Consider the following 16,799-nt stretch of genomic DNA (forward strand, 5'->3'; position numbering starts at 1 on the left):
CTGGTGGAACACAATATTGTGATCGACACAAAAACCTGTGGGAGCTGGCTTGCCAGCGATGGTGCCAGCCAGGGCAACAAAAATCTGACTATTCCACCCGCATCTCACCGCTGAACACCAAGGTGTTGCGGCAGCGCCGGCACAAATACCGCCGCCCCTGTCGCACCAGGCTGTGGCGCTGCGCCGAGAATGGAAAATCACTGTCCACGCACGGGCATTTGTAGATATAGCGCGTGACGCTGCGGCGTTTGATGGCGTAGGTGTGGCAGCGATCCGGCGGCAGTTCGTAAACCCCGCGCATGATCAATTGCCATTCCTCGCCGTGCGGCTGAATGCGATCGCCGAACAATTGATGGGCGATCAGGTGCGCAACTTCGTGGGCCACGGTTTGTTTGAGGAAATGTTCGGTGTTTTCCCGGTACAGCTGCGGGTTGAAGCGCAGCAGGTTCTCGTGCAAATGCGCGACACCGGCTTTTTGCCCGCGCAGCTTGAGACTGACAACGGGGCGTTGGAAATGACGTTTGAAAAAGGCTTCAGCGAGTTGGTAACAGTCTTCGACGCGGGTATTGAGTTGCTCGGGCATGCTTGATGGATCTCCAGAGACGGCGAGTATGCCGCAACGCTCTGGACTTGCGAATCGCCGAGCTGCCGAATGGTCATCCGGCAAACGACAAGGCCGCCTTGCGGCGGCCTCGGATTGGATTGGCCTGTCGAGTCAGTTGGTATAGACGGGACCTACGCCCAGCCCCCAGACAATCACGGTGAACGCCATGATGGCAACCAGTACCACCAGACCCACCGCCAGCACCGAGCTTGAAAACAGGAACCCTTCATCCGACGGAATGTTCATGAACGTCGGCAGCCCCACGTACAACAGATAAACCGTGTAGCAGATGGCCGCCGTGCCGACGATCATTCCCAACCACATATGCGGATACAACGCCGCAAGCCCGCCGACAAACAACGGTGTTGCGGTGTAAGTGGCGAATGCCACACAGCGGGCCAGACTTGGATTGGCGTCATACGTGCGCGCCATCCAGTGCACGAAGGCGCCCATGACCGCGACCCCGCCGAGCATGGCCAGGTAGGACATGACGGTCATCCAGACTGCGCTTTCAACGGTGAGCATCACTGGCGAGCGACTACCGATCACCCAGCCGACCTGCGTGGTGCCAATGAACGCCGAGACAGCGGGGATCGCCGCCAGAATCAGCGTGTGTGTCAGGTACATGTGGCTGATGCTTTCCTCTTGGTCGCCACGGATTTCCTTCCATTCCTGATCGGGGTGGGTAAAAAGTCCCACTACGTGATGGATCATGCCAGTCACTCCTCTTGTTATTGCCATCGCCCCCCAACGGAGCGCCTACGGGCCAATGAGGCCGAGCAAGTTCAGGTCTTGGATGTATGCGACCTTATGTCGCAGTATAGAAAGGACTTAACCGCACAGGTATTAGGGGCTTAGAGCAAATCGCGCTGTAAACACGGGGCTTAATCGCCTTGGGGTCTTGCCGGTAAGGCATTTTTGATGCTTGAAACACTTTTGTGGCGAGGGGATTTATCCCCGTTCGGCTGCGCAGCAGTCGCCAAACCATACCCCGCACAGTGTCAGGCAAACCGAGTTCCCAGGTTTTGGGGCTGCTTCGCAACCCAACGGGGATAAATCCCCTCGCCACAGGTGCTTCGCGCATCCGGGGTTTTTGCGTAAAATGCCGGCCTTTCGTCACACCTCACGGATTTCGCGTCATGGGCACTCTTACGGTCAACCAGAACAAACTGCAAAAGCGCCTGCGCCGCCTGGCCGGCGAAGCGGTTGCCGACTTCAACATGATTGAAGACGGCGACAAGGTCATGGTCTGCCTGTCCGGGGGCAAGGACAGTTACACCATGCTCGACGTGCTGCTGCACCTGCAGAAGGTTGCCCCGATCAAGTTCGAGATCGTCGCGGTGAACATGGACCAGAAGCAGCCGGGCTTCCCCGAGCATGTGCTGCCGGCCTACCTCAAAGAGCTGGGCGTCGAGTACCACATCGTCGAGAAAGATACGTACTCGGTGGTCAAGGAATTGATTCCCGAGGGCAAGACTACCTGCTCGCTGTGCTCACGCCTGCGTCGCGGCACGCTGTACACCTTCGCTGATGAAATCGGCGCGACCAAGATGGCCCTCGGTCATCATCGTGATGACATCGTCGAGACGTTCTTCCTCAACATGTTCTTCAACGGTTCGCTGAAAGCCATGCCGCCGAAGCTGCGCGCCGACGATGGCCGCAACGTGGTGATCCGTCCGCTGGCGTACTGCAACGAGAAAGACATTCAGGCCTATTCGGACTTGAAGGAATTCCCGATCATCCCGTGCAACCTCTGCGGTTCGCAGGAAAACCTGCAGCGTCAGGTGGTCAAGGACATGCTTCAGGACTGGGAGCGCAAGACACCCGGTCGAACGGAAAGCATCTTCCGCAGTCTGCAGAATGTCATCCCGTCGCAACTGGCCGACCGCAACCTGTTCGACTTCACCAGCCTGAAGATCGACGAGACTGCGGCTTCGCGCTTTGTGAACGTCGTCAATCTGTAAACCCAATCTCTGTGGGGCCACACTTTTGTGGTGAGGGGATTTATCCCCGATGGGCTGCGCAGCAGCCCCCCGCTTTTCTGGGGGAGCTCCGCTCCCCATCGGGGATAAATCCCCTCACCACAGGGCCCCGCATTAGTTTCTTTATTCAATTCACCAGGAGAGGGCATGCGCGATTACAAGTGGCTGCACGAATACTGTCTGAACCGCTTCGGTTCGGCGGCTGAACTGGAAGCCCATCTGCCCGTTCCCAAGACCCCCGCGCAACTGCGCAAGATCAGCGACGACCGCTACCTCTCGACCATGGCTCTACGCGTATTCCGCGCCGGCCTCAAGCACAGTCTGGTCGACGCCAAGTGGCCGGCCTTCGAAGAAGTGTTCTTCAAGTTCGACCCGGAAAAAGTCGTGCTGATGAGCGCCGAACACCTCGAGCGGCTGATGCAGGATGCGCGGATCATTCGTCACTTGGGCAAGTTGAAAAGCGTGCCGCGCAATGCGCAGTTCATCCTCGACGTCGAGAAGGACAAGGGCAGTTTCGGCGCGCTGATCGCCGACTGGCCGGTGACTGATATCGTCGGTTTGTGGACGTATCTGAAAAAGCACGGCCATCAACTCGGCGGGCTATCGGCGCCACGGTTTTTGCGCATGGTCGGCAAGGACACCTTCGTGCCGAGCTACGACGTGGTGGCGGCGCTGAATGCACAGAAAATAGTCGACAAGGTGCCGACCAGCCAGCGTGATCTGAAGATTGTGCAGGACGTGTTCAACCAGTGGCATGAACAGAGCGGCGGGCGGGCGATGAGTCAGATTTCGATGATGCTCGCTTACACCGTCAACCATTAAGACCGAGTCGCCCCAATCGCTGGCAAGCCAGCTCCCACAGGATCTCTGTTGAAACACAATTATGTGATCGACGCAAAAACCTGTGGGAGCTGGCTTGCCAGCGATGGCGGTCTGTCAGGCGATGGAGATCTCGCCTTCACCCGCCAATTTGCGGTTCAACTGATACCGCCACCGCACATACAGCAGCGCGGAGCAGAACACCGCCAGACTCGCGACCATCTCCAGCACGCCAAACAACTGCCGGTTGGGGTCATACGCCGCCAGTGCGCCCTTGATGAAATACAGATTCACCACAAAACACATCCACGAATGGCCACGGGCGCTGCCCATGATCATCGCCGGGGCGAGGACGAGCCACGGGATCAGTTCGACCAGCAGAATCACCCACGGCCGTGCGCCGTGCAGGTCAGCGAAGATCAGATAGTAGGCCGCGAGCAATCCGCCCAAGGCGAAAAAACTCAGCAGGCTGATGACGCGCATGGCCTTGACGCGTGGCTCCAGCCACTCGACGGCAGGCAGGATTTTCGGCTTCTTCGCCACCGTCAGCCCTCCAGTTTCTGCGCAGTCTTGGCCAGGCGCAGACCGAGTGCGCGGCACAGCGCCACTTCGTGCTGATCCAGCCCCTTTTTGCCGTCAGCCCCGGCGTGATGGCTGGCGCCGTAAGGCGTGCCGCCGCCCTGGGTTTCCAGCAGCGCCGATTCGCTGTAGGGCAGGCCGGTGATCAACATGCCGTGGTGCAGCAGCGGCAGCATCATCGACAGCAGGGTGGTTTCCTGACCGCCGTGCAGGCTGGCGGTCGAGGTGAACACGCCGGCCGGTTTGCCCACCAGCGCGCCGGTCAGCCACAGGTTGCTGGTGCCGTCGAGAAAGTACTTCAGCGGCGCGGCCATGTTGCCGAAACGCGTCGGGCTGCCCAGCGCCAGGCCGGCACAGTTTTTCAGATCATCGAGAGTCGCGTAGAGCGCGCCGTCGTCCGGGATGCTCGGCGACACCGCTTCGCACTCGGTGGAAATCGCCGGCACGGTGCGCAGACGCGCTTCAAGGCCGGCCTGCTCGACACCGCGAGCAATCTGCCGCGCCATCTCGTTGGTCGAGCCGTTGCGGCTGTAATACAGCACCAGAATGTAAGGCGCGCTCACGGCAGCAACTCCAGTACGTTTTCCGGTGGACGGCCGATGACGGCTTTGTCGCCGACTTCAAGAATCGGTCGCTCCATCAATTTCGGATGCTGGGCGATGGCGTCGATCAATTGCGCTTCGCTGAGGCTTTCATCCGCCAGTTGAAGCATTTTGTATTCATCTTCGCCGCTGCGCAGTAACTGGCGTGCGCTGATCCCCAGCTTGCCGAGCAACGCCTTGATTTGCGCCGCATTCAGCGGGGTTTCGAGGTAGCGCACGACCGTTGGCGTCAGGCCGCGGGCTTCAATGAGTTCCAGCGCGCCGCGGGATTTCGAGCAGCGCGGATTGTGATAAAGCGTCAGATCGGTCATGGCGGGTCGCTTCTGGCGTAAAGTGGCGGCTATTCTAACTGTGCAGCGCGCAATCCAGAACCGTCAGAGGCGATGGGTCGCAGGCGCCTTCAAATTTTCACAAGGAACAGGACATGACACGGCGATTGGCAGCGGCATTGACGATTATCGGGGCGTTGATGTTGGGGGGCTGCGGCAACGATTACGGGATCGACCAGAACGGTCAGAAAGTCGCCTCCGAGCGTTTGGACAAACAATGGGTAATCGTCAATTACTGGGCCGAATGGTGTGGCCCGTGCCGAACCGAGATCCCGGAACTCAACCATTTGGCTGATGAACTGAAGAGCAAGAACGTCGGCGTGTTCGGGGTCAACTTCGACAATGTGCAGGGTGTCGAGTTGAAAGACGCCAGCGAGAAGCTCGGCATCAAGTTCACCGTGCTGGCGCAGGATCCGGCGGAGTTGTTCGACTTGCCACGCAGTGAGGCACTGCCGGTGACGTACATCATCGACAACAAAGGCAAGGTGCGTGAGCAATTGATGGGCGAGCAGACGGCGGCGGGGGTGATGGCGAAGCTGGAGGCGTTGCAAGCAACCAAATAGGTTGTTGTGAAAGAAAAGATCGCAGCCTTCGGCAGCTCCTACAGGGTGTACACGGACTCATGTAGGCGCTGTCGAAGGCTGCGATCTTTTGCGGGTTAACCCTCTTCCAGCCACCAGCGCAAAGGCTTGCCTGCGGCTGGCCAGAAGCGCATCTGCTCGATCGGCGAGATGTCCCAGCGCTCGACATGCTCCAGCGCCTGCAGGAAGCGCTGCTCCTGCTCCATCAGCGCCGGGGCGCAGAGCTTGCGGGTCTTGCCGATCTTGCCGAAGCTGATCTTGTCGCCGTCCAGCGTGTACGGTGCGAACCAATGGTTGCAGCCGCCGTTGCCGTAGGCGCGGCCATCATCGCCAAGGGTCACGGTCAGATGGCTGTAATCCATCAATGGCCGCTCGCCGATCCATTCCAGAATGTAGCTGCGGTTCTGTTGCAGTTGCACAGGCTCCGCGGCGCAGCCTACCAGGCCGGCACCGACCAGAGCGGTCAGGGCAAGGCGTTTCATCACGCAGGCTCCTGGCATTTCGGGCACAGATGCTTGTCGCCAACGGCTTTCCAGCCCAGCTCGGCGATACGTGCCGTGGCCGCCGGTTTCTCCGCGGTTTTGCCTAGTTTGGCATCCACGGCAAATTCAAAGCTCAGCTCTTTGGCGCAGCTGTCGCAGTTGACCTGCCAGGTATGGATGGCCAGTTCAGCGAACACGGGGCCCGTGGTCATCGCGGTCCATTGGCCCGGCGGATTGATCAGGTGGCGAACGGTTTCGACGGTCAGGCGCATGGACAAATCCTTGCTGCCTTTGAGGGTGACCAACAGCGCGTCACCGATGCGAATCGAGCCACCGTTGCCGGTCACCTGATAGCGGCCCGGAACCAGCGCGCGGCATTCGGTGAGGGTGTGTTGCGGGTTCATCAGGTTGTAGCGGAAATCGTGTTCGACCATGGGTCCTCCAAATATGCGCGACATGCTAGCACGGGCCCGGTTGCAGAATGATGTGCGCGTGCGACCTTCGATCCGGTTCAAATCGACCCACACCCATGGCAAACTGCCGCCCTCGACTCTGAAGGAACGCAACATGGCGCTGATCGAATGTTATGAATGCAAGCGCAGCATCAGCTCGCAAGCCGCCGCGTGCATTCATTGCGGCGCACCGATGGCGGCGCAGGCCAGCCAGGCACCTGCAGCACAACCGCAGTCTGGCGCCACGCCCGTTCAGGTCTCGACCATTTCGTTCGGCAGTCTGCCCCGCAACAAAGCAGTGCCGGAGGCGTTCGTCCCTCCCGCAACGCAGCCGTTGCCGCCAGTCACGCCTGCTGCCGAAGAGCGTGGTCGTGCGCCGGCCACCGGGGTTGAAATGCACATCAATGAAGACGGCAGCCGCCCGGTCGAAGGCTGGCTGAAAATCATGGTGTTCCTGATGCCGATGATTTTCGTCTGGTTCCTGCTGCGCAACGGGCACTCGATGAAGCAGCGCTTTTTCGGTTTCGGCTGGCTGGCGCTGTTGATACTGGCAGCGTCGCTCTAGTCGAAGTACGCCGCCTGCGCCTCAGCCCTCGACCTGGTTCTGCGGCGCGCCGGCCGCCCAGGCGGCGATGTTGTGCAGGGTCGTCGCGGCAATCGCACCCAGTGCCTCGCGCGTCAGGAAAGCCTGATGCGCGGTGATGATCACATTCGGGAAGGTCAGCAAGCGCGCCAGCACATCGTCCTGCAGCGGCAGGTCGGAGCGATCCTCGAAAAACAGTTGCGCCTCTTCTTCATACACATCCAGACCCAGATAGCCGAGCTGACCTTCTTTCAGCGCGTCGATCAGCGCCGGCGTATCGACCAGACCACCACGGCCGGTGTTGATGAGCATGGCGCCCGGTTGCATGTGCGCCAGTGAGTCACGGTTGATCAGGTGTTTGCTCTGCTCGTTGAGCGGGCAGTGCAGGCTGATGATGCGCGACTGCGCGAGCAGTTCCGGCAGGCTCAGATAGCGCGCGCCCAAAGCCAGCACCTGCGGGTTTGGATACGGATCGTATGCGAGCAACTCACACCCGAAGCCGTGCATGATCTTCGCAAACGTCGCACCGATCTGCCCGGTGCCGACAATGCCGACGGTTTTGCCGACCAGATCGAAACCGGTCAGCCCGTGCAGGCTGAAATCGCCTTCGCGGGTGCGGTTGTAGGCACGGTGCAAACGCCGGTTCAGTGCCAGGATCAACGCCACCGCATGTTCGGCCACTGCGTGAGGCGAGTAGGCCGGGACGCGAACGACGGTCAGCCCCAGGCGTTTGGCGGCCATCAGGTCAACATGGTTGTAGCCCGCCGAGCGCAAGGCGATCAGTCGGGTGCCGCCCGCGGCCAGACGTTCGAGTACGGCGGCACTGAGGTCGTCATTGATGAACGCGCAAACGACGTCATGCCCGTCGGCCAGTGCCGCCGTGTCGAGGCTGAGCCGCGCCGGTTGAAAGTGCAGTTCGATGTCGGCCGGGCCGTCGGCAGCGATGAAGCTGTCGCGGTCGTAGGTCTGGCTGCTGAAAACGATCGTGCGCATGAAATCCTCCTGGAGCATCGACGCGGGCTGCAATCACCCGCGACAACTTTAGCGCGCCTGAGCCTTCATGGCATTGCTGTGGATCAGGCGCTGATCCGCGCCTGTGCCGCGAGTCGATTGATCGAGCGTTCCAGCTCATCCAGTGCGGCTGCGGCCTTGGGGTCGTCCTGCTTGAGCAGGGTTTCACTGCGCTGACAGGCCGCGCGCAATTGCGGGACGCCGCAATAACGGGTGGCGCCGTGCAGGCGATGCACGCGTTCGAGCAGGGCGTTCTGGTCGTGGCTCTCGCGGGCGCTGCGAATGGCTTCGCGGTCGGCTTCCAGCGACGCCAGCAGCATCGCCAGCATATCCGCTGCGAGGTCAGCCTTGCCAGCGGCCAGGCGCAAGCCTTCCTCATGATCGAGCACCGGCAACTCGTGATTGCCGGCTGCGCTTTCGCTGGCCCGCTCCGGCCCCTGGTTTCGCAGCGCGAGCCCGGTCCACTTCAACACCACCTGCGCCAGTTGCCGTTCGCTGATCGGTTTGGTCAGGTAGTCGTCCATGCCGCTCTGCAGCAGCGCGCGTTTTTCGTTGGCCATGGCGTGGGCGGTGAGGGCGACGATCGGCAGCGGCGTGCAATGCCGTTCGCTCTCCCACTGGCGAATGGTTTCGGTGCTCTGACGCCCGTCCATGCCGGGCATCTGCACGTCCATCAACACCAGGTCGAACGATTCGCTCTGCACCGCTTTGACCGCCGCATAACCGCTTTCGACCGCGAGCACCTTGGCGCCCATGTCTTCGAGCAGGGTTTGCACCAGCAGCAAGTTGGCCGGGTTGTCGTCGACGCACAGCACCCGCGGTGCCCGACTCGACAACGGTTCCCCCGGTTCGGTGCGCGGCTGGCGCGGGTTGACCAGATCGGCCAGCGCCCGACGCAGTTTGCGCGTGCAGGCCGGTTTCGCCTGTAACTGACTGTGCGGGTTGGGCACTGACAGATGGAACAGCGTCTGTTCGGTGGTCGGACACAGCACCAGCACTTTGCAGCCGAGGTGTTCAAGGTCCCAGATGTGCTGGTTCAAACGCTCGGGCAGCATGTCGTTGCTGGTGATGCCCATGACCGCCAGATCAATCGCCTGATCGGTCTGGTGTGCGCCCGTGACGCCATTGGTCAGGCTTTCCAGGGTATTGAAAGTGGTGACGTCGAGGCCGCAGTCTTCCAGTTGATGCTGCAGGGCCTGACGCGCCAGTTCATGGTTTTCCAGCACCGCCACGCGGCGCCCGAGCAGCGGCGCTGCGGGCAGGTCTTCGGCGTCGTCGCGGGTCTTGGGCAGGCTCAGGCTGATCCAGAATTCCGAACCTTCGCCTGGCGTACTGTCGACGCCGATTTCGCCACCCATCTGCTCGATCAGGCGCTTGGAAATCACCAGCCCCAGACCTGTGCCGCCGGGTTGGCGCGACAGCGAATTGTCCGCCTGGCTGAAAGCCTGGAACAGTGCGCGCACGTCCTGGCTCGACAGGCCGATACCGGTGTCCTGAACGCTGATGCGCAATTGCACGCTGTCGTCGTTTTCGTCTTCGAGCATGGCGCGGGCGACGATGGTGCCTTCGCGGGTGAACTTGATCGCGTTGCTGACTAGGTTGGTGAGGATCTGCTTCAAGCGCAACGGGTCACCGACCAGCGACAGCGGTGTGTCGCGATACACCAGGCTGACCAGTTCAAGCTGCTTGGCGTGCGCAGCGGGGGCAAGAATGGTCAGGGTGTCCTGAAGCAGATCGCGCAGATTGAACGGGATGTGGTCGAGCACCAGTTTGCCGGCCTCGATTTTCGAGAAATCGAGGATCTCGTTGATGATCCCCAGCAGGCTGTCGGCGGACTTTTCGATGGTGCCCAGGTAGTCGAGCTGACGCGGGGTCAGTTCGCTCTTTTGCAGCAGATGAGTGAAACCGAGGATGCCGTTGAGCGGCGTGCGAATCTCGTGACTCATGTTGGCGAGGAATTCAGATTTGATCCGGCTGGCCTCCAGCGCTTCTTTGCGCGCCAGGTCGAGTTCGATGTTCTGGATCTCGATGGTTTCCAGGTTCTGGCGCACGTCCTCGGTGGCCTGATCGACACTGTGCTGCAATTCTTCGCGGGCGTTCTGCAGGGTGCCGGCCATGCGGTTGATGCCCGATGCCAGTTCATCCAGCTCCTGACTGCCGAGTGGCGGCAGGCGGGTTTCGAGATGACCATCCTTCAGTTGCGCGACAGCTTGTTTGATCTGGCCAAGCGGGCGGTTGATGGTGCGGCCCATGCGCAACGCCAGCAGTGCGGCGCCGGCCAGACCGGCAGCGATCAACAGCAGGCTGGCAAACAGGCTGCGATAACCGCGCAACAACATGCCGTTGTGCGACAGCTCCAGTTCGACCCAGCCGAGCAGGCGCTCGGCTTCTTCCGGGATCAGTTCTCCGGCGAGGTTGCGGTGCTTGCCGAACACCGGCATCAGGTAACGGGTCGCGTCATTGCCGCTGCGCCGTTGCAATAAAGCGCTGTCACCACTCGGGGCCTGATTGAGCATGGTCGGCCCGGCGTGGGCCAGCGGTGTGCGGTCGGGCGCAAGAAAGGTGACGGCGCGCACGTCCGGTTGTTCGAGGGACTGGGTGGCGATGCGTTCGAGCAGATCACTGTCGCCATGGCCCATGGCGGGGGCGACCAGCGGCGCCAGTTGCTCGGCGATCATTTCGCCGCGCTGCATCAGTTGGGTCTGCAAGTCGGACTGCTGCATCCAGGTGAAATAACCACCGAGTACCAGCGCCATCAGGCTGGTTGGCAACAAGGTCAGCAATAGCACGCGACCTTTGATTCCCAGTTTCGTGAGCACACCTATCTCCTGCATCCCGCTGATCTGTTGACTCATGCGTGCATCCGGCACGCGACATTGGCGCAGTGTAGCGATTTGCTCGCGGGCAATCTTCGGAAAAATGGTGTCGTCGTCGGTCTGCGCGCAGGTTGTCGTTGGTCCGACAGGTCAACCTTCGGTTGCCCGATGCCCGGCAATCTTGAATAATCGCGCTCAACTGAGAATTACTTGCAGATACTCATGACTCCTGTTTCCGTTGGCCAGCCACGCATACTCTCCATCGAAGACGACCCGGTGCTCGGTGCCTATGTTCACGAACAGCTGGGCCGCAGCGGCTTTCAAGTGACCTGGTGCCAGAACGGCCAGGAAGGCCTGAACATCGCCAAGCGCCAACCGTTCGATGTGGTGCTGATGGATATTCTGTTGCCGGGCATGGACGGTTTGAACGTGCTGACGCAATTGCGTCAGAGCCATTCAACCCCGGTGCTGCTGATGTCGGCCCTCGGTGCCGAGGCTGATCGCATCAGCGGATTTCGCCTTGGCGCCGACGACTATCTGCCCAAGCCGTTCAGCATGGCCGAATTGCACGTGCGCATCGAAGCGATCCTGCGCCGCGTTGCCCTTGATCGGTGTCCGGCGACCCTCGCGGCCCCCGCTGCAACGGGCACGCTGCATTTCGACGAAGACCAGTGCGATGTGTTCTACCGCGAGCAAGCGGCCGGGCTGACCCGCAGCGAATACCGTTTGCTGGAAACCCTCAACCGCAACGATGAAGAAGTGCTCAGCAAGGCCTTCCTTTATCAGCATGTGTTGCAGCGCGGTTATGCCGCCCACGATCGCAGCCTCGACATGCACATCAGCCAGATCCGCCGCAAACTCAAAGCCATCGGTTATAGCGAGCGTGAAGTGCGCACGGTATGGGGCAAGGGTTATGTATTGAGCGCCGCCGATGAAAGTGTCTGAGCTGCCGGGGCGACATTCGCTGTTCTGGAAACTGGCTTTTCTGCTGGTCGCGTTCTGTCTGCTGATGATCTGGTTGAGCTGGTCGTGGGGCCGCTATATGGAGGAGCGTAATCAGTTCCTCTCCGACGAAGCGCGCGGCACGTTGACTCGCTATGCCGCTGAAGCCGAGCGCGCCTGGCAGCGTGGCGAACGCGACGGTGTCGACAGCTGGTTGCAGAGCATGGAGTTGCGCGAAGCCGGTTGGGTCGGGGTGATCAGCGGTAATTTGCAGTCGCTGAGCAATGAGCCGTTGAACGAGCAGGAAATCCAGCACATGACCTTCTTGCGCGGTCTCGACTGGCCGATTCACAAGCAGGGACGGCCGTGGCTGCGTATTCCATTCCCCAAGGATCCATCTGCCGGCAGTCTGGTGATTGAATTGCCCGAGCGTTTTTTGCCGGGCAAATACAGGCTGTTCTGGCGGGTGGTCACCAACGGTGTGATTCCGGGGCTGTTCACCTTGTTGCTGTGCGTCGGCCTGTATCGCCTGCTGGTGGTGCCACTGAACAACTTGCGCGAACAGGCCAATGCCTGGCGCGCCGATCAATTGAATGTGCGCCTGTCGAGCGGGATCACTCAGCGCCCGGATGAACTGGGTGAATTGGCCAGGGCGTTTGACTCGATGTCCGAGCGCCTGCAATCGACCGTCGCCCTGCAACAGCAATTGCTCCGCGACCTGTCCCACGAATTGCGCACGCCGCTGAGCCGCCTGCGCGTGGCCAGCGAAAGTGAACAAGGTCTGCCGCAATTGCGCGATCGCATCGGGCGTGAAGTCGACGGCATGCAACGGCTGGTCGAAGACACCTTGCAACTGGCTTGGCTCGACACCGACCGCACGCCACTGCCGGACGAGGCAATTCAGATTCAGGCGCTGTGGGAAATGCTTACCGACAACGCCTGTTATGAAAGTGGCTGGCCGAGCCTGCAATTGCAGTGTTCGGTGGAGGCATCGTGCTGGGTGCGCGGCAATCTGAATACCTTGGCGCAGGCGCTGGAGAACATTCTGCGCAATGCCATCCGGCATTCGCCAGCGGGCGGGATTGTGCGGCTCGATGGACGACGCGAGGGCGATTACTGGCATTTGTGGCTCGAAGATCAGGGCGGCGGGGTGGCTGAGTCCGATCTGCAGCGGATCTTCCTGCCGTTCACCCGCCTCGACGGCTCGCGGCCTGGCGACGGCGGGTTTGGCCTGGGGCTGAGCATTGCGCGCAACGCCGTGCAGCGTCAGGGTGGGAGTATTTGGGCGGAGAATAGCGGGGCGGGGTTGCGGCTGAATGTGCGGTTATTGGCGGATGATTGCGGTGCTGCGGCAGACGCTTTCGCGAGCAAGCCCGCTCCCACATTGGATTTGCGTTCACCGCAGATCGTCTGAACAAATCACATCCCTTGTAGGAGTGAGTCTGCTCGCGATGTAGTCCATCGGGGGCAGCATTCCCCCTGGCTGCGCGGGAGCGCTCGCCTTTTTTTGTACGACATTTCCCAAGCAGTATCGGCGGTCATTTCTAGCGTCCTGAACAGTTTAGGCTCGTGCTTCACCTAATCTTTCAGGAATTACGCATGAACGCATCTAGCTTGACCGGCAGCTCTGACGGCGATCGTTTCAACGAAGTGCTTGCCCTGATTCACAGCTCCAGACACAAGGCTATGCAGGCGGTGAATACTCACCTGATTGATCTTTATTGGCAGGTGGGGGCGCATATCAGTCGCAAGATTGAGCAGGCGGATTGGGGGGATTTTGTTATTAGTCAGTTGGCTGCTCATCTGGCGCATACCCAGCCGGGACTGCGCGGTTTCACTCGCCCAAATCTCTTCAGAATGCGCCAGTTTTATGAAGCTTATCGGGACGATCCAATTGTCTCACCACTGGTGAGACAATTGCCGTGGACGCATAACATGATCATTTTGAGCCAAAGCAAACACCCACAGGAGAGGGGCTTTTACCTGCGAATGGCTGCTCAGGAAAAGTGGTCGAAGCGCGAGTTGGAGCGCCAATTTAAATCAGCTTTGTTCGAACGAAGCGTCACCGATCCGGCAAAAGCCTCCGCCGCGCTGAAACAATCCCACCCCGCAGCGCTCGAGATTTTCCGCGATTCCTACATGATCGAATTTCTCGACTTGCCCAGCCCCCATTCTGAAACCGATCTGCACCAAGGCCTGCTATCGCGCCTCAAGGAATTCTTGTGCGAGCTGGGCCGCGATTTCTGTTTTGTCGGCTCCGAGTACCCACTGCAAGTCGGCGGGAGGGATTTCTCTCTCGATCTTCTGTTCTTCCACCGAGGGCTCAACTGCCTTGTAGCCATTGAACTGAAGGTCGGCCGTTTTGAGCCGGAATACCTCGGCAAGCTGGATTTCTATTTGGAGGCGCTAGATCGCAATGTCCGCAAGCCTCACGAAAGCCCGGCCATCGGTGTCCTGCTGTGTGCAAGCAAAGAAGATGAGGTCGTCGAGTACGCCCTCAATCGCAGCCTTTCGCCCGCCTTAATAGCCGAATATCAAACGTGCTTACCGGATAAGCAATTACTGCAGGCCAAGTTGCATGAGTTTTATGCACTGGATACGGCGCACACAGAAAATAGCGACTAACGGCCGCTTATTCCCATAAACCATAAGCACCGCACTTTGCGTGATATGGCCTGCGCGGGTTTGCCGGTATGATAGGCGCCCCCGCACGTCTGGATTGCGAATACGCCATGACCCTGCAGTACCCAACCATCGCCGATTGCGTCGGCAACACTCCGCTGGTGCGTTTGCAGCGCCTGCCCGGTGCCACCAGCAACACCCTGTTGCTCAAGCTCGAAGGGAATAACCCGGCGGGTTCGGTCAAGGACCGTCCGGCGCTGTCGATGATCACCCGTGCCGAATTGCGCGGGCAGATCCACGCCGGCGATACGCTGATCGAAGCGACCTCGGGTAACACCGGCATTGCGTTGGCCATGGCCGCCGCGATCAAGGGTTACAAGATGATCCTGATCATGCCCGACAACTCCAGTGCCGAGCGCAAAGCGGCGATGACCGCCTACGGTGCCGAGCTGATTCTGGTCAGCCAGGAAGAGGGCATGGAAGGCGCGCGCGACCTTGCGCAGCGCATGGAAGCCGAAGGCCGTGGCAAGGTGCTCGATCAGTTCGCCAATGGTGACAATCCTGAAGCGCACTACACCACCACCGGCCCGGAAATCTGGCGGCAGACCCAGGGCACCATCACCCATTTCGTCAGTTCGATGGGCACCACCGGTACCATCATGGGCGTTTCGCGCTACTTGAAAGAGCAGAGCGACAGCGTGCAGATCGTCGGTTTGCAGCCGATGGAAGGCTCGGCCATTCCCGGTATCCGTCGCTGGCCGCAGGAATACCTGCCGAAGATTTATCAGGCTGATCGCGTTGATCGCATCGTCGACATGGCGCAAAGCGAGGCCGAGGACGTCACCCGTCGTCTGGCCCGCGAAGAAGGCATCTTCTGCGGCGTGTCCTCGGGCGGTGCGGTGGCAGCGATGCTGCGCCTGTCCAAAGAAGTTGAAAACGCGGTGATCGTCGCGATCATCTGCGACCGTGGCGACCGTTATCTGTCGACCGGCATTTTCGACGCGCCCAACTGATGGCCAAGCACGAGAGAGGCCTGCGCTTTCAGCCCACTGGCGGAAGCAAGGCTGCGCAAATCCCGACCGGCAAAAAGCAGCGCTTGAACATCGAGCGCCTGGCCAATGACGGTCGCGGCATCGCGTTTTTCGAAGGTAAAACCTGGTTCGTCCTCGGCGCCCTTGCCGGTGAAGAGGTCGAAGCGCGGGTGCTCGGCGCCCACGGCAAAGTGGTCGAGGCGCGCACCGAGCGCGTGTTCAAGGCCAGCGAATTGCGTCGCCCGGCGCCGTGCCAGCACGCCGGCCGTTGCGGCGGTTGCAGCGTTCAGCATTTGCCCCACAGCGAACAGCTTGCCCTGAAACAGCGCATGCTCGCCGAGCAATTGTCGCGCGTTGCCGGTGTCGAACCTGAAGAATGGGCAGCACCGCTGACCGGCCCCGAATTCGGCTATCGCCGTCGTGCCCGGATCGCGGTGCGCTGGGACATGAAGGCGAAGAAACTCGAAGTCGGTTTTCGCGCCGCCGGCAGCCAGGACATTGTCGCGATCAGCGAATGCCCGGTGCTGGTACAGCCCTTGCAACCGATCATGACCCGTTTGCCGGAGATGCTCCGTCGCTTGAGCAAGCCGCAAGCATTGGGTCACGTCGAGTTGTTCAGCGGCTCGTCACTGGCGGTGTTGCTGCGGCACATGGCGCCGTTGTCCGAGGCGGATCTGAGCATCCTCAAGGACTTCTGCCAGTTCCATGAAGCGCAACTCTGGCTGCATGGCGAAGGCGAGCCGCAACCGGTCGATGCCTCGCAAGCGCTGGGCTATCGCCTCGAGCAGTGGGATCTCGATCTGGCGTATCGGCCCGGTGACTTTATCCAGGTCAACGCCGGCGTCAACGAAGCGATGGTGGCGCAGGCGCTGGACTGGCTGAAACCACGTAGCGATGAGCGTGTGCTGGACCTGTTCTGCGGCTTGGGCAACTTCGCCTTGCCGCTGGCCAAGTCCGTGCGTGAAGTGGTGGCGGTCGAAGGCGTGCAGACCATGGTCGATCGTGCCGAAGCCAACGCCGCCAGTAACAATTTGCATAACACAAAGTTTTTTCAAGCCGATTTATCCCAGCCTTTGAGCCATGCTCAGTGGGTCGGAAATGGTTTTTCTGCGGTACTCTTGGACCCACCGCGTGACGGTGCTTTCGAGGTGGTGCGCAAGCTCGCGACCCTGGGCGCGAAACGGTTGGTGTACGTGTCGTGCAACCCTGCAACTCTGGCGCGCGATACGGTCGAATTGATCAAGCAGGGCTACCGGTTAAAACGTGCCGGGATTCTCGATATGTTTCCTCAGACGGCACATGTCGAGGCCATGGCGTTATTTGAAGCGAGCCAGGATGGCTCGTCTGAATCCGTCTGATCTGTC

Annotated in this window: 18 protein-coding genes; 9 read left to right on the forward strand and 9 right to left on the reverse strand. The window is 60.4% G+C overall.

What is annotated here, in order from left to right:
- Positions 1-88: 88 nt before the first annotated feature.
- Both EJA70_RS01380 and EJA70_RS01385 read right to left on the reverse strand, forming a co-directional pair.
- Complete coding sequence (locus EJA70_RS01380) at positions 89-583, reverse strand: SprT family zinc-dependent metalloprotease (RefSeq protein WP_008079183.1); 495 nt, start codon at positions 581-583, stop codon at positions 89-91.
- Between the two features lie 132 nt (positions 584-715).
- On the reverse strand, positions 716-1,318 hold the full coding sequence (locus EJA70_RS01385; RefSeq protein ID WP_129395086.1) for a Yip1 family protein: 603 nt from the start codon (positions 1,316-1,318) through the stop codon (positions 716-718).
- A gap of 425 nt (positions 1,319-1,743) precedes the next feature.
- Between EJA70_RS01385 and ttcA the strand changes: the two genes are divergently transcribed.
- Together ttcA and EJA70_RS01395 are read left to right on the forward strand one after the other, a co-directional pair.
- Positions 1,744-2,568 (forward strand): tRNA 2-thiocytidine(32) synthetase TtcA, encoded by an 825-nt coding sequence (gene ttcA, locus EJA70_RS01390; protein ID WP_008079181.1) that lies wholly within the window; start codon positions 1,744-1,746, stop codon positions 2,566-2,568.
- A 165-nt stretch (positions 2,569-2,733) separates the two neighbouring features.
- Positions 2,734-3,408: a DNA-3-methyladenine glycosylase I gene (locus tag EJA70_RS01395; protein ID WP_158829114.1), complete on the forward strand. Its 675-nt coding sequence runs from the start codon at positions 2,734-2,736 to the stop codon at positions 3,406-3,408.
- A 114-nt stretch (positions 3,409-3,522) separates the two neighbouring features.
- On the opposite strand, the gene EJA70_RS01400 is transcribed toward EJA70_RS01395, so the two are convergent.
- Genes EJA70_RS01400 through arsC form a run of 3 tightly spaced genes read right to left on the reverse strand, consistent with a single transcriptional unit; the run spans position 3,523 to position 4,897 of the window.
- Positions 3,523-3,948, reverse strand: coding sequence for a DUF2069 domain-containing protein (locus tag EJA70_RS01400; RefSeq protein ID WP_008079178.1), 426 nt, complete (start codon positions 3,946-3,948; stop codon positions 3,523-3,525).
- Positions 3,949-3,950: 2 nt separating this feature from the next.
- Positions 3,951-4,547, reverse strand: coding sequence for an NAD(P)H:quinone oxidoreductase (wrbA, locus tag EJA70_RS01405; RefSeq protein WP_158829116.1), 597 nt, complete (start codon positions 4,545-4,547; stop codon positions 3,951-3,953).
- Positions 4,544-4,897: an arsenate reductase (glutaredoxin) gene (arsC, locus tag EJA70_RS01410; protein ID WP_158829118.1), complete on the reverse strand. Its 354-nt coding sequence runs from the start codon at positions 4,895-4,897 to the stop codon at positions 4,544-4,546. Before arsC ends, wrbA begins: the two co-directional genes overlap by 4 nt.
- A 113-nt stretch (positions 4,898-5,010) precedes the next feature.
- Here arsC and EJA70_RS01415 point away from each other — a divergent pair, with 113 nt between their 5' ends.
- Positions 5,011-5,478 carry a TlpA disulfide reductase family protein gene (locus tag EJA70_RS01415; RefSeq protein ID WP_158829120.1) on the forward strand — a complete coding sequence of 156 codons (468 nt, stop codon included), beginning with the start codon at positions 5,011-5,013 and terminating at the stop codon, positions 5,476-5,478.
- Between the two features lie 95 nt (positions 5,479-5,573).
- Here the strand turns inward: EJA70_RS01415 and EJA70_RS01420 are convergent, their stop codons facing one another.
- Both EJA70_RS01420 and EJA70_RS01425 read right to left on the reverse strand, forming a co-directional pair.
- On the reverse strand, positions 5,574-5,978 hold the full coding sequence (locus EJA70_RS01420) for an META domain-containing protein (RefSeq protein WP_008079169.1): 405 nt from the start codon (positions 5,976-5,978) through the stop codon (positions 5,574-5,576).
- Positions 5,978-6,412, reverse strand: a complete 435-nt coding sequence (locus tag EJA70_RS01425; protein ID WP_158829122.1) for a hypothetical protein — start codon at positions 6,410-6,412, stop codon at positions 5,978-5,980. The genes EJA70_RS01420 and EJA70_RS01425 overlap by 1 nt, the downstream gene beginning before the upstream one ends.
- 133 nt (positions 6,413-6,545) lie before the next feature.
- Here EJA70_RS01425 and EJA70_RS01430 point away from each other — a divergent pair, with 133 nt between their 5' ends.
- Positions 6,546-6,995, forward strand: coding sequence for a hypothetical protein (locus tag EJA70_RS01430; RefSeq protein ID WP_158829124.1), 450 nt, complete (start codon positions 6,546-6,548; stop codon positions 6,993-6,995).
- Positions 6,996-7,016: 21 nt separating this feature from the next.
- Here the strand turns inward: EJA70_RS01430 and EJA70_RS01435 are convergent, their stop codons facing one another.
- Both EJA70_RS01435 and EJA70_RS01440 read right to left on the reverse strand, forming a co-directional pair.
- A complete protein-coding gene (locus EJA70_RS01435; protein WP_158829126.1) occupies positions 7,017-8,006 on the reverse strand; it encodes a 2-hydroxyacid dehydrogenase in 990 nt (329 codons plus the stop codon).
- An 83-nt stretch (positions 8,007-8,089) separates the two neighbouring features.
- Positions 8,090-10,843, reverse strand: a complete 2,754-nt coding sequence (locus tag EJA70_RS01440) for a response regulator (protein ID WP_158829232.1) — start codon at positions 10,841-10,843, stop codon at positions 8,090-8,092.
- A 219-nt stretch (positions 10,844-11,062) separates the two neighbouring features.
- On the opposite strand from EJA70_RS01440, the gene EJA70_RS01445 reads away from it, so the two are divergent.
- From EJA70_RS01445 to rlmD, 5 genes are all read left to right on the forward strand, one after another.
- A complete protein-coding gene (locus EJA70_RS01445) occupies positions 11,063-11,785 on the forward strand; it encodes a response regulator transcription factor (protein WP_158829128.1) in 723 nt (240 codons plus the stop codon).
- Positions 11,772-13,196, forward strand: a complete 1,425-nt coding sequence (locus EJA70_RS01450) for a sensor histidine kinase (RefSeq protein WP_158829130.1) — start codon at positions 11,772-11,774, stop codon at positions 13,194-13,196. The genes EJA70_RS01445 and EJA70_RS01450 overlap by 14 nt, the downstream gene beginning before the upstream one ends.
- A 185-nt stretch (positions 13,197-13,381) precedes the next feature.
- A complete protein-coding gene (locus EJA70_RS01455) occupies positions 13,382-14,407 on the forward strand; it encodes a YhcG family protein (protein ID WP_158829132.1) in 1,026 nt (341 codons plus the stop codon).
- Positions 14,408-14,514: 107 nt separating this feature from the next.
- Positions 14,515-15,417, forward strand: a complete 903-nt coding sequence (cysM, locus tag EJA70_RS01460) for a cysteine synthase CysM (RefSeq protein WP_026000780.1) — start codon at positions 14,515-14,517, stop codon at positions 15,415-15,417.
- Positions 15,417-16,793 carry a 23S rRNA (uracil(1939)-C(5))-methyltransferase RlmD gene (rlmD, locus tag EJA70_RS01465; protein ID WP_158829134.1) on the forward strand — a complete coding sequence of 459 codons (1,377 nt, stop codon included), beginning with the start codon at positions 15,417-15,419 and terminating at the stop codon, positions 16,791-16,793. The genes cysM and rlmD overlap by 1 nt, the downstream gene beginning before the upstream one ends.
- The last annotated feature ends 6 nt before the right edge of the window (positions 16,794-16,799 follow it).

The sequence above is a fragment of the Pseudomonas sp. PB103 genome (genome assembly GCF_009764635.1).
GTDB lineage: Bacteria > Pseudomonadota > Gammaproteobacteria > Pseudomonadales > Pseudomonadaceae > Aquipseudomonas.